Genomic DNA, 12,561 nt, shown 5'->3' with positions numbered 1-12,561 from the left:
GGAGACCTGCAATGAGCGACAACGCCCCTCTCATCCATCCCACCGCGGTGATCGACCCGTCGGCGACGCTGGCGGCGGACGTGCGCGTCGGCGCCTTCACCCTGATCGGCGCCGAGGTCGAGATCGGCGAAGGCAGCGTGATCGGCCCGCACTGCAGCATCGCCGGTCCGACCCGGATCGGCCGCGGCAACCACCTGGTCGGCCACGTCGCGCTGGGCGGCGATCCGCAGGACAAGAAGTTCGCCGGCGAACGCACCGAACTGGTGGTCGGCGACCGCAACGTGATCCGCGAGTTCGTCACCGTCAACCGCGGCACCGGCCACGGCGGCGGCATCACCCGCGTCGGCAGCGACAACTGGTTCCTGGCCTACACCCACATCGCCCACGACTGCGTGGTCGGCGACCATTGCGTGTTTTCCAACAACGCCACCCTGGCCGGGCATGTCGAAATCGGCGACTACGTGATCATCAGCGGCTTCGCCGGCGCGCACCAGTTCTGCCGCATCGGCGATCACGCCTTCCTCGCCATGGGCGCGCTGGTCAATGGCGACGTGCCGCCGTTCACCATGGTCGGCGGCAACTCGCTGGGCCGCCCGCGCGGCATCAACAGCGAAGGCCTCAAGCGCCGCGGTTTCGACACCGAGCGCCTGGCCGCGATCAAGCGCGCCTACCGCGCGCTGTACGTGGCCGGCCTGCCGCTGGCCGAAGCCAAGCAGCAGCTGGCGGTGCTGGCCGAAAGCAGCGAGGACGTGCGCGCGATGCTGGAATTCATCGAAGCCAGCGAGCGGCCGTTGTTGCGATGAGTGCCGGGAATGGGGAATCGGGAATGGGGAATGGGAAGAGCGGTAGCCCGCCCGGCCACGGTCCCGCTCTTGCCTCACCCATTCCCCATTCCCCATTCCCGATTCCCGGCGCAGCAGCCAAGCTGCGCATCGCCCTGGTCGCCGGCGAAGCCTCCGGCGATCAGCTCGGCGCCGGGCTGATCGAGGCGTTGCGCGCGCGCTATCCGGATGCCGAATTCGCCGGCATCGGCGGCGATGCGATGCGCAACGCCGGTTGCCAGACCTGGTTCGATGCCAGCGAACTGGCGGTGATGGGCCTGATGGAGGTGCTGCGGCATCTGCCGCGGCTGCTGAAACTGCGCCGCGAGCTGCGCCAGCGCCTGCTGGACTGGCGCCCGGACGTGTTCGTCGGCATCGATGCGCCCGACTTCAACCTCGGCGTGGAGCGCTGGCTCAAGCAGCGCGGCATCCGCACCGTGCATTACGTGAGCCCCTCGGTATGGGCCTGGCGCGAGCGGCGCGCGGCCAAGATCGGCGCCAGCGCCGACCGGGTGCTGTGCCTGTTCCCGATGGAACCGCCGATCTACGCCAGGCATGGCGTGGATGCGCGCTTCGTCGGCCACCCGATGGCCGACGCGATCGCGCTGGACGAGGATCGCGATGCGGCGCGCGCCGAACTCGGCCTGCCGGCCGCCGCGACCGTGCTGGCGGTGCTGCCGGGCAGCCGCCTGGGCGAGATCGGCCGGCTCGGCGATACCTTCTTCGCCGCCGCTTGGCAGGTACTGCAGCAGACGCCGGGCGCGCACGTGGTGGTGCCGGCGGCCAATCCCGCGTGCAAGGCCTTGCTGGCCGAGCAGCTGTCGCGCTCGGCGTTGCCGGTGGTGTATTCGCACCTGCTCGACGGTCAGGCCCGCGCCGCCCTGCTCGCCGCCGACGTGGTGCTGCTGGCGTCCGGCACCGCGACGCTGGAGGCAATGCTGGTGAAGCGGCCGATGGTGGTCGGCTACAAGGTCGCGCCGCTGACCTACCGCATCGTCAAGGCGCTGGGCCTGCTCAAGGTCGATCGCTACGCGCTGCCCAACATCCTCGCCGGCCGCGACCTGGCGCCGGAACTGATGCAGGACGCCTGCACCCCGGACGCGCTCGCCGCCGCGCTGCTGCACTGGCTGCGCGACCCGCAGGCGGTGGCCGCGCTGCAGCCCGAGTACGCGCGCCTGCACCAGCTGCTGCGCCAGGACGCCTCGGCGCGTGCGGCCGATGCGGTGCTCGAGTTGCTGGAAGGCCGGGATTCGGGAGTGGGGATTCGGGATTCGGGAGAAGCAACGGCATGAAGCGCTCCGATCCCCCATCGCCGCAGCGGGAACTGCTCTGCGAATCCCCAATCCCGAATGCCGAATCCCGGCTGTTCTACGCCGGCGTCGACGAAGCCGGGCGCGGGCCGCTGGCCGGGCCGGTGGCGGTGGCCGCGGTGGTGTTCGATCCTGCGCGCACCCGCATCAATGGCCTGGACGACTCCAAGCAGCTGACTGCCGCACGCCGCGAGACGCTGTACGCGCGCATCGTCGAGCGTGCGCTGGCCTGGCAGGTAGTGCTGATCGAGGCCGAGGAGATCGACCGGCTGAACATCTACCAGGCCACCATGCTGGGCATGCGCCGTGCGGTCGAAGGCGTGGCGCACGTGGCCGGTTTCGCGCGCATCGACGGCAACCGGGTGCCCAAGGGCCTGCCCTGCGCCGCCGAGGCGCTGATCGGCGGCGACGGCCTGGACCGCGCGATCATGGCCGCATCGATCGTGGCCAAGGTCACCCGCGACCGCATCATGCAGCGCCTGCACGAACAGCATCCGCACTACGGCTTCGACCTGCACAAGGGCTACGCCACCCCGGCGCACCTGGCCGCGCTGGCCGCGCACGGCCCCTGCATCCACCACCGGCGCAGCTTCGCGCCGGTCAGGATGGCGCTGGCGGGCCGGGAGTCGGAAGTGGAGATTCGGGATTCGATGGAGTCACTGCAACTCGCTTAGACGTGCAAGCTGGATCTGCAGCGACGGTACGCGGCGCAGCACTGCCTGAGACCGCGACGAATCCCCAATCCCGACTCCCGAATCCCGGCTGTCAAGCCTTGCCCGTCCCCGCCCCCGCCGCTAACCTGCCCGGGCATCGTTCTGGTTCCGCATGTCCATTTCCCGCTTCGCTCATCTGCACGTCCACACCGAGTTCTCGCTGGCGGATTCGACCATCCGTGTGCCCGAGAAACCGGATCAGGCCGACCCGAAGAAAGCCAAGCAGGCCAACCTGCTCAGCCGCGCGGTCGAACTGGAGTTGCCCGCGCTCGCGGTCACCGACCTGAACAATCTGTTCGCGCTGGTCAAGTTCTACAAGGCGGCCGAAGGCGTGGGCATCAAGCCGATCGCCGGCGCCGACCTGATGATCGCCGACAGCGCCGGCGAAACGCCGTGGCGGCTCACCGTGCTGTGCCGCAACCGCGACGGCTACCTGAGCCTGTCGCGCCTGCTGACCCGCGCCTGGCTGGAAGGCCAACGCAACGAGGGCGGCGTGGCGATCCGCCCCGAGTGGCTGCAGACCGGCAGCGACAACCTGTTCGCGCTGGCCGGGCGCGACAGCCTGGCCGGGCGCCTGGCCAGCGAAGGCCGCCACGACCTGGCCGAGCAGCAACTGGCCGACTGGCAACGCATTTTCGGCGACGGCCTGCACCTGGAACTGACCCGCACCGGCCGCGACGGCGAGGAAGCGTTCAACCAGTTCGCGCTGCACGCCGCCGGCACCCGCGGCTTGCCGGTGGTGGCCAGCAACGACGTGCGCTTCCTGTACGCCAGCGATTTCGCCGCGCACGAAGCGCGCGTGTGCATTTCCTCCGGCCGCGTGCTCGACGATCCCAAGCGCCCGCGCGACTACAGCGACCAGCAATACCTGAAGTCGTCGGAGGAAATGGCCGCGCTGTTCGCCGACATTCCCGACGCGCTCGACAACACCCTGGCGCTGGCGCAGCGCTGCAACATCGAGATGCAGTTGGGCACCTACTTCCTGCCCGCGTATCCGGTGCCCGACAACGAGACCCTGGACAGCTGGATCCGCAGCCAGTCGCGCGACGGCCTGACCGCGCGCCTGGAGAAGAATCCGCTGGCGCCGGGCAAGACCCGCCAGGACTACGTCGACCGGCTCGAGTTCGAGCTGGACACGATCATCAAGATGGGCTTCCCCGGCTACTTCCTGATCGTGGCCGACTTCATCCAGTGGGGCAAGAACCAGGGCATCCCGATCGGCCCGGGCCGCGGCTCCGGCGCCGGCTCGCTGGTGGCGTGGGCGCTGCAGATCACCGATCTGGATCCGCTGCCGTACAACCTGCTGTTCGAGCGCTTCCTCAATCCCGAGCGCGTGTCGATGCCCGACTTCGACATCGACTTCTGCATGGACCGCCGCGACGAGGTCATCGACTACGTCGCGCGCAAGTACGGCCGCGACCGGGTCAGCCAGATCATCACCTACGGCACCATGGCGGCCAAGGCGGTGGTGCGCGACTGCGGCCGCGTGCTCGGCTTCCCGTACGGCCTGGTCGACGGCGTGGCCAAGCTGATCCCCAACATCCTCGGCATCACGCTGAAGGACGCGATGGGCGAAGGCAAGGACAGCGAGATGGCCTCGCCGGAGCTGATCCAGCGCTACCAGAGCGAGGACGACGTCCGCGACCTGATGGATCTGGCGCGGCAGCTGGAGGACCTGACCCGCAACGCCGGCAAGCACGCCGGCGGCGTGGTCATCGCGCCGACGCCGCTGTCCGATTTCTGCCCGCTGTTCGCCGAACACGACGTCGACAACCTGGGCAAGAACCCGGTCACCCAGTTCGACAAGGACGACGTCGAGCAGGTCGGCCTGGTCAAGTTCGACTTCCTCGGCCTGCGCACGCTGACCATCATCGACTGGGCGGTGAAGGCGATCAACGTGCGCCATGCGCGCGCCGGCATCCCGCCGGTGGACATCACCGCGCTCCCGCTCGACGACGCGCCCACCTACAAGGGCATCTTCGCCTCGGGCAACACCGGCGCGGTGTTCCAGTTCGAATCCTCGGGCATGCGCCGGCTGCTGAAGGACGCCAAGCCCGACCGCTTCGAAGACCTGATCGCGCTGGTGTCGCTGTACCGCCCCGGCCCGATGGACCTGATCCCGGACTTCAACGCGCGCAAGCACGGCCAGCAGGAAATCATCTACCCCGATCCGCGCACCGAAGCGATCCTGAAAGACACCTACGGCATCATGGTGTACCAGGAGCAGGTGATGCAGATGGCGCAGATCGTCGGCGCCTACTCGCTGGGCGGCGCCGACCTGTTGCGCCGCGCGATGGGCAAGAAGGTGCCGGCGGAGATGGCCAAGCACCGCGAGATCTTCCGCGAGGGCGCGGCCAAGGGCGGCGTCGGCGAAGCCAAGGCCGACGAAATCTTCGACCTGATGGAGAAGTTCGCAGGCTACGGCTTCAACAAGTCGCACGCCGCCGCCTACGCCCTGGTCAGCTACCAGACCGCGTGGCTGAAGCGGCACTACCCGGCCGAGTTCATGGCCGCGACGCTGTCTTCGGACATGGACAACACCGACAAGGTGGTCGGCTTCCTCGACGAGGTGCGCAACCTCGGCCTGACCGTGCTGCCGCCGCGGCTCAACGCCTCGGCCTACATGTTCGAAGCGGCCACGCCGGACACCATCCAGTACGGCCTGGGCGCGATCAAGGGCGTGGGCCGCGGCGCCTGCGAAGCGATCGTGGCCGAGCGCGAGCGCGGCGGCGAATACGCCTCGCTGCTGGATTTCTGCACCCGCGTGGAATCGGCCAAGCTCAACAAGCGCACCCTGGAAGCGCTGATCAACGCCGGTGCGATGGACGGGCTGGGCAGCAACCGCGCCACGCTGATGCTGCAGCTGCCGGAGGTGATGAAGGCCACCGAGCAGATGGCGCGCGAGCGCGCCTCCGGGCAGAACTCGCTGTTCGGCGGCGCCGACACCAGCGCCCCGGCCCTGCACCTGGATCTGTCGGAAAGCAAGGAATGGCCGCTCGGCCAGTTGCTGACCGGCGAGCGCGAGACGCTGGGCTTCTACCTCAGCGGCCATCCGTTCGATCCCTACCGCGAGGAAGTGCGCGAGCTGGTCGGCTGCGACCTGAGCGCGCTGGAAAAGATCTGCGCGCAATCCGGCGGCGGGCGCGGCGGTGGCGGCGACGGCGAAAAACGCGCCTGGCGCCCGGAAACCAGCGCGATCCTCGCCGGCCAGGTGGTCGGCGTGCGGCGCAAGGGCGACAGCCAGGTGTTCGTGCAACTCGAGGACGGCCGCGGCCGGGTCGAGTGCAGCGCGTTCACCGACGCCATCGCCGAGTTCGGCCACCTGCTCACCCGCGACCGCATCCTGATCGTCAAGGGCGGCGTGCGCGAGGACGAGTTCAACGGCGGCTATGCGATGCGCATCCGCCAATGCTGGGACTACGAACAGATCTGCACCCACCACGCGCAGCGCCTGTCGCTGCGCCTGGACCTGCGCCAGCGCAGCACCTGGCAGCGCATCGACGCCTTGCTGGCGCGCCACCGCCCCGGCAAGACGCCGCTGCGCCTGGACCTGCTGCTGCAATCCGAGCAAGGCCCGGTGGCCGGCATGCTCGACCTCAACGGCAGCCACGCGGTGCGCGTGGACCCGCAACTGCTGGACACCCTGCGCGCCGATCCGGGCGTGCGCGCGGTGAAGGTGAAGTACAGCCCGCCGTGGGCTTGAACGGCCGGAATTCGGGATTCGGGATTGGGGATTCGTAGGAGCGGGATCCGCGCTGTCCGCAGCGGCAGGAGCCGCCCGGCTTTTTCGAATCCCCAATCCCCAATCCCGAATCCCGGCCCCCAAACCGCACGGCCCCGTACGGGTGACGGACAGCGGTTCGGCTAAACTGCGCCCCTTACGTTCACGACGGCCTCCAATGAATCCGAACTACCTCGACTTCGAGCAACCCATCGCCGATCTGGAAGCCAAGATCCAGGAACTGCGCAACGCCAGCACCGGCCCGGCGGTCAACGTCGAGACCGAAGTGCGCGCGCTGCAGGACAAGCTGCGGGTGCGCACCGCGCAGATCTTCCGCGACCTGTCGTCGTGGCAGATCTCGCAGCTGGCGCGGCATCCGCAGCGGCCGTACACGCTGGACTACATCAACGTGTTCTGCGACGAATTCCAGGAACTGGCCGGCGACCGCGCGTTCGCCGACGACAAGGCGATCGTCGGCGGCCTGGGCCGCATCGACGGGCGCCCGGTGGTCATCATCGGCCACCAGAAGGGCCGCGACACCAAGACCAAGGTCGCGCGCAACTTCGGCATGCCGCGTCCGGAGGGCTACCGCAAGGCGCTGCGGCTGATGAAGCTGGCCGAGCGCTTCAAGCTGCCGCTGCTGACCTTCATCGACACCCCAGGCGCCTATCCGGGCATCGGCGCGGAAGAACGCGGGCAGAGCGAGGCGATCGCGCGCAATCTGCTGGAGATGGCCGAACTGAAAGTGCCGGTGATCTGCACCGTGATCGGCGAAGGCGGCTCCGGCGGCGCGCTGGCGATCGGCGTCGGCGACCGCACGCTGATGCTGGAGTACGGCACCTATTCGGTGATCTCGCCGGAAGGCTGCGCCTCGATCCTGTGGAAGGACGCCGGCAAGGCCAAGGACGCCGCCGAGCAACTGGGCCTGACCGCCAAGCGCCTGTCCGCACTCGGCCTGGTCGACAAGGTGGTGCGCGAGCCGATCGGCGGCGCGCACCGCAACCCCACGCAGATGGCCAAGCGCCTGAAGGCGGTGCTGCTCAACGAACTGGACGCGCTGGAAAAGCTGCCGGTCGAGCAACTGCTGCAGAAGCGCTACGAGCGCCTGCGCGGCTACGGGGCGTACGAAGCGGCCTGATCGCGACACAAGGAAGCGTTGCCCATGAATCCCATCGTCCTGCTGTCGCTGGCCTTGCAGTTGGCCTGCTGCGTGCACGTGGTGCGCAGCGGCCGCCCGCTGTACTGGATCTTCATCCTGCTGATCTTTTCGTATCTGGGGATCCTGATCTACGTGATCGCCGAACTGCTGCCGGAATGGCGCAACGATCCGCGCGCGCGCCGCCACCTGCGCAAGGTCGGCGCCACGCTCGACCCGAACCGCGACAAGCGCACCGCCGGCAATCGCCTGGAACTGGCCGACACCGTGGACAACCGCCGGCAACTGGCCGAGGTGCACCTGGACAACGGCGACTACGCGCAGGCCGCCGAGGTGTTCGAGAGCGGCTTGCGCGGCATCCATCGCGACGATCCGGGGCTGCTGCTGGGCCTGGCCAAGGCGCAGTTCGGCCTGGACCAGCCGGCCGCGGTGAAAGCCACGCTGGACCGGCTGATCGCCGCCAACCCGCAGTTCCGCTCGCACGACGGCCACCTGCTCTACGCGCGCGCCACCGAGGCGCTGGGCCAGACCGACGCGGCGCTGGAAGAATACGCCGCGCTCGCCGACGACTATCCCGGCGAAGAAGCGCGCGTACGCTACGCGCAACTGCTGCAACGCGCGGGCCAGCCGCAGCGCGCGCGCGAAGTGTTCGACGAAGCACTGAAGCGCTCCAGCCTGGCCCCGCGCTACTACCAGCGCGACCAACGCCAATGGATCGACCTGGCCCGCAGCGAACTAAAACAACTTGACAGCCGCAACGCCTAACTGCTGACGCAAACCCGGAAAGGATCGGCCACCAGGATTTTTCTAATCCCCAATCCCGAATCCCCAATCCCGGCTCAAAACGGCTTCGCCAACACCAACCAGATCACCACCAGCAGCGCCAGCACCGGCAGTTCGTTGAACAGCCGCAGCGCGCGCGAGGACGGCAGCGCACGCGCCTGCGCCACGCCCTTCAGCCAGCGCCCGCTGAAGATGTAGTAGCCGAGCATCAGCCCCACCAGGCCCAGCTTGGCGTGCAGCCAGCCGCTGTGGCCGGGCGCGACCATGGTCGGGAAATCGGGCAACACCTTGTAGCCCAGCCACAGCGTCAGCCCCAGCAGCAAGGCCAGGCCGAACATCATGTGGCCGAAGCGGTACAGGCGCCGCCCCATCAGCACCAGCCGCGCCTGCACCTCCGGCTGCCCCGCGCTCTCGGCGATGTTGACCAGGATCCGCGGCAGGTAGAACACCGCCGCCATCCATGCGACCACGAACAGCAGGTGCAGGGACTTGATCCACAGATAGAGTTGCATGCGCTGGCTCCGGGTCGCTGGCGTAGGATGTCACGCCATTTTCGCCGATTCGCATCGCGCCCGCACGGACCACGACCCCGCATGGACAAACAGTACGACGCCGACTATTTCCAGCGCTGGTATCGCCGCGACGATATCGGCGGCAACGCGCGCCTGGCGCGCAAGGTCGCGCTCGCCGTGGCCCAGGCCGAGTACTACCTGGAACGGCCGATCCGCAGCGTGCTCGACATCGGCTGCGGCGAAGGCGCCTGGCGCGCGCCGCTGCTGAAGCTGCGGCCGAAACTGCGCTATTTGGGCTTCGACAGCAGCGAGTACGCGATCGCGCGCTACGGCCGCCATCGCGACCTGCGCCCGGCGCGGTTCGGCGATTTCGCCTGGCTGCGGCCGTGCGCGCCGGTGGACCTGCTGGTGTGTTCGGACGTGCTGCACTACGTGCCCAACCGCGAACTGCGCCAGGGCCTGCCGGGCCTGGCCGAACTGTGCGGCGGGGTCGCGTTCCTGGAGACCTTCGCCATGGAGGACGACTTCGACGGCGACCATGCCGGCTTCCAGCCGCGTCCGGCGCGCTGGTACCGGCGCCAGTTTGGTGCGCTCGGGCTGCGCCCGGTCGGCAGTCATTGCTGGCTATCGCCAGCGCTGGCGGGGGATGCAGCGGCGCTGGAAACAATTGGTCTGGTGCCCCATTAAGGTGCAACCACCCCGGATAGGATATGCTGCACGGCAGCATACGCTCAGGATGGAAACACCGGCATGCTCTACCAGTGGCACGAACTGACCCGCAACCTGCTCGCCCCCTGGGTCCACCAGGCAGCGGCCAACGCCAAGATCTTCTCCGACGCCAATAGCCTGTGGGCCACGCTCCCGGGCGCCGAGCGTCTGGCCGCCACCAACGAACTGCTGCACCGGCTCGGCAAGGACTACGAGAAGCCGGCCTGGGCGCTGGACCACGTCGAGGTCGACGGCCACCCGCTGCCGATCGTCGAGCAGGAAGTGCTGCGCAAGCCGTTCTGCCGCCTGCTGCGCTTCAAGCGCTTCAGCGACGACGCCAAGGTCGTGGCCGGGCTCAAGCAGCAGCCCGCCGTGCTGGTGGTGGCGCCGCTGTCCGGGCACCACGCCACGTTGCTGCGCGATACCGTGCGCACCCTGCTGCGCGACCACAAGGTCTACGTCACCGACTGGATCGACGCGCGCATGGTGCCGCAGAGCGACGGCGACTTCGGCCTGGACGACTACGTCAACTACGTGCAGGACTTCATCCGCCACATCGGCGCCGACAAGCTGCACGTGATCAGCGTGTGCCAGCCGACCGTGCCGGTGCTGGCCGCGGTGTCGCTGATGGCCGGACGCGGCGAAGCCACGCCGCGCTCGCTGGTGATGATGGGCGGGCCGATCGACGCGCGCCGCAGCCCGACCCAGGTCAACAATCTGGCCACGCGCAATCCGCTGTCGTGGTTCGAGCACAACGTCATCCACACCGTGCCGCAGGCGTATCCGGGGCATGGCCGCGCGGTGTATCCGGGCTTCCTGCAGCACACCGGGTTCCTGGCGATGAACCCCAGCCGGCACTTCATGTCGCACTGGGATTTCTACGCCGACCTGGTCAAGGGCGACCTGCAGGACGCCGAGGCGCACCGCCGCTTCTACGACGAATACAACGCGGTGCTGGACATGCCGGCGACCTACTACCTGGACACGATCCGGGTGGTGTTCCAGGAATTCCTGCTGCCGCGCGGGGAATGGGTGATCGGCGGCGAGCGCGTGGATCCGGCGGCGATTCGCGACACCGCGCTGCTCAGCATCGAAGGCGAACTGGACGATATCTCCGGCCTGGGCCAGACCGCCGCCGCACAGGACCTGTGCACCGGCATCGCCGCGCACCGCCGCCAGCATCTGGAAGTGGAAGGCGCCGGCCATTACGGCATCTTCAGCGGCCGCCGCTGGCGCGACATCGTGTATCCGCAGGTGCGTGCGTTCATCGCCGCCAACGCGTCCGCCACGGCGCAGGCGCCGAGCGGCAACGTCACCCCGCTCAAGCGCCGCGGCAGCCGCAAGGCGGGCTGAGCGGCGTACCGCTCGCGGCCGGCGCCTGCCGGCCGCGCAGCGTCAATGTCAATGTCATTGCGCCGAGCTGTGCACCAGCAGGTGCTTGGCCAGCATGCCGTGCAACTTGCCGATGCCACGCGCTAGGTGCAGCGTGGCGAACAGCAGCACGATGCCCATCGCACTCCACAGCGGCAGCAGCCACGGCGCGCTTTCGGTGACGTTCCAGTCGACGAACATGACGTTGAACTGCTGCGGCAGGAAAAATCCCAGCGGTGCCGCCGCGAGCGCCAATCCCGTGCTCAGCAGCGTGATGAACACGGTGAAGTAGAAGATCCCCAGCGGCAGCATCAGCACGAAATACAGCATCGTGGTCCAGGTCCGCGCATCGGTGAACATCTGTCCGATGCGCCGCAGCCACGGTTGCTCGGGCGCGCTGTACAGCGGCCGCCGCGGCATGCGCTCGCCCAGCAACACCTCGACGATGCGCCCTTCCACCAGCGACAGCAGCCGCACCGAACCGAAGAACAGCACCAGCAACGGCACGCCGATGATCAGCAGCAGCATGCCCAGCGAGACGCTGACCCCGGTGACCACCCAGGTGAAGTAGAAGATGCCGGTGACCAGCGACAGCAGCATGTAGAAGAACGCGCCGTAGGCGCGCGGATCGGCGGCCACGCCGAAGAAGCGGCCGAGCAGCGACTTGCGCTTGGGCGGCGCCGGCGGCTTCAGCGCGCGGTTCACCGTGACCTCGGTGTCGCGGTAGATCGCAGCCACCTCCTCCGGCGCGCCGTAGCTGCCGGCCACCTCGGCGATGACCTCGGCCTCGCTCTTGCCGGCCTGCTCGGCCAGCTCGGCGCGCAGGTATTCCTCCGCGTCGTACAACGCGTCTTGGACCAGCGCCGGATCGGCGCCGGCCAGCGCCGCGCGCAGTTGCGCCAGGTAGTCGGGAATGGTGGCCGGCAACGGCCGCGCCTGGAGTTGTTCGCTGCTCATTCTGAAATCCCCTTCAGGACGGAATCGACGGAATCGCGAGTGGCGCGCCACGCCGCGGCCCACTGCTGCAAGGTGGCGTGGCCGGGTTCGGTGATGCGGTAGTAGCGCCGCGGCGGCCCGGCCACCGACGGTTCGACATGGCTGGACAGCAGCCCGGCCGCTTCCAGGTTGCGCAGCACCGGATACAGCGCGCTCTGCTTGCCGCTGAGCACGCCCTCGCCCACTTTTTCCAGGCGCTTGGCGATCAGGTAGCCGTACAGGGGTTCCTTGGCCTCGGCCAGCACCGCCAGCAGCGCGAGCGACACGGTGCCCGCACTCAGCTCCTTCTGGAACTTCTTCAGCTGCGCATCCGGCTCGACCATGACCGCTCCCCCACTAGGTTGGAATGCATACTAGTGTTGAGTTGGGTATAGCGAATGTGCCGGTAGTCATGGCAGGCATAACGAACGCCTGACGCATCGGCAACATCGGCCCGTCTATCCTCCGCGCCGCTTGCGCCGTCAGGCGCT

11 protein-coding genes are annotated in these 12,561 nt (G+C 68.5%); 8 read left to right on the top strand and 3 right to left on the bottom strand.

All coding sequences use genetic code 11. The features are described 5' to 3' along the window. The first annotated feature begins 11 nt into the window (after nucleotides 1–11). The 6 genes from lpxA to HEP75_RS07850 all read left to right on the top strand — a co-directional run bounded on the left by lpxA (nucleotide 12) and on the right by HEP75_RS07850 (nucleotide 8,486). Nucleotides 12–803 carry an acyl-ACP--UDP-N-acetylglucosamine O-acyltransferase gene (lpxA, locus tag HEP75_RS07875; protein ID WP_185826054.1) on the top strand — a complete coding sequence of 264 codons (792 nt, stop codon included), beginning with the start codon at nucleotides 12–14 and terminating at the stop codon, nucleotides 801–803. A 23-nt stretch (nucleotides 804–826) separates the two neighbouring features. Then, nucleotides 827–2,113 (top strand): lipid-A-disaccharide synthase, encoded by a 1,287-nt coding sequence (gene lpxB, locus HEP75_RS07870; protein WP_185826053.1) that lies wholly within the window; start codon nucleotides 827–829, stop codon nucleotides 2,111–2,113. Beyond that, complete coding sequence (locus tag HEP75_RS07865) at nucleotides 2,110–2,805, top strand: ribonuclease HII (protein ID WP_185826052.1); 696 nt, start codon at nucleotides 2,110–2,112, stop codon at nucleotides 2,803–2,805. The genes lpxB and HEP75_RS07865 overlap by 4 nt, the downstream gene beginning before the upstream one ends. A gap of 151 nt (nucleotides 2,806–2,956) precedes the next feature. After that, complete coding sequence (gene dnaE, locus HEP75_RS07860) at nucleotides 2,957–6,547, top strand: DNA polymerase III subunit alpha (RefSeq protein ID WP_185826051.1); 3,591 nt, start codon at nucleotides 2,957–2,959, stop codon at nucleotides 6,545–6,547. A gap of 196 nt (nucleotides 6,548–6,743) precedes the next feature. Then, nucleotides 6,744–7,703 (top strand): acetyl-CoA carboxylase carboxyltransferase subunit alpha, encoded by a 960-nt coding sequence (locus tag HEP75_RS07855; protein WP_185815907.1) that lies wholly within the window; start codon nucleotides 6,744–6,746, stop codon nucleotides 7,701–7,703. Nucleotides 7,704–7,727: 24 nt separating this feature from the next. Continuing rightward, nucleotides 7,728–8,486: a tetratricopeptide repeat protein gene (locus tag HEP75_RS07850; RefSeq protein WP_185826050.1), complete on the top strand. Its 759-nt coding sequence runs from the start codon at nucleotides 7,728–7,730 to the stop codon at nucleotides 8,484–8,486. 74 nt (nucleotides 8,487–8,560) lie between these two features. Here HEP75_RS07850 and HEP75_RS07845 read toward each other — a convergent pair whose 3' ends face one another. Further along, on the bottom strand, nucleotides 8,561–9,016 hold the full coding sequence (locus HEP75_RS07845) for a CopD family protein (RefSeq protein ID WP_185826049.1): 456 nt from the start codon (nucleotides 9,014–9,016) through the stop codon (nucleotides 8,561–8,563). 81 nt (nucleotides 9,017–9,097) lie between these two features. Between HEP75_RS07845 and HEP75_RS07840 the strand changes: the two genes are divergently transcribed. Continuing rightward, the gene (locus HEP75_RS07840; RefSeq protein ID WP_185826048.1) at nucleotides 9,098–9,703 is read left to right on the top strand and encodes a class I SAM-dependent methyltransferase; all 606 of its coding nucleotides are present in this window, start codon (nucleotides 9,098–9,100) and stop codon (nucleotides 9,701–9,703) included. Nucleotides 9,704–9,766: 63 nt separating this feature from the next. Then, nucleotides 9,767–11,077, top strand: a complete 1,311-nt coding sequence (gene phaZ / locus HEP75_RS07835; protein WP_185826047.1) for a polyhydroxyalkanoate depolymerase — start codon at nucleotides 9,767–9,769, stop codon at nucleotides 11,075–11,077. A gap of 54 nt (nucleotides 11,078–11,131) precedes the next feature. On the opposite strand, the gene HEP75_RS07830 is transcribed toward phaZ, so the two are convergent. After that, the gene (locus HEP75_RS07830; protein ID WP_185826046.1) at nucleotides 11,132–12,052 is read right to left on the bottom strand and encodes a sensor domain-containing protein; all 921 of its coding nucleotides are present in this window, start codon (nucleotides 12,050–12,052) and stop codon (nucleotides 11,132–11,134) included. Continuing rightward, on the bottom strand, nucleotides 12,049–12,414 hold the full coding sequence (locus tag HEP75_RS07825) for a PadR family transcriptional regulator (RefSeq protein WP_053834570.1): 366 nt from the start codon (nucleotides 12,412–12,414) through the stop codon (nucleotides 12,049–12,051). Before HEP75_RS07825 ends, HEP75_RS07830 begins: the two co-directional genes overlap by 4 nt. Nucleotides 12,415–12,561: the final 147 nt, after the last annotated feature.

Source organism: Xanthomonas sp. SI (assembly GCF_014236855.1).
Lineage (GTDB): Bacteria > Pseudomonadota > Gammaproteobacteria > Xanthomonadales > Xanthomonadaceae > Xanthomonas_A.
Note: the sequence above shows the minus strand (reverse complement) of the source record. Positions and strands in the feature narration are given on the sequence as shown.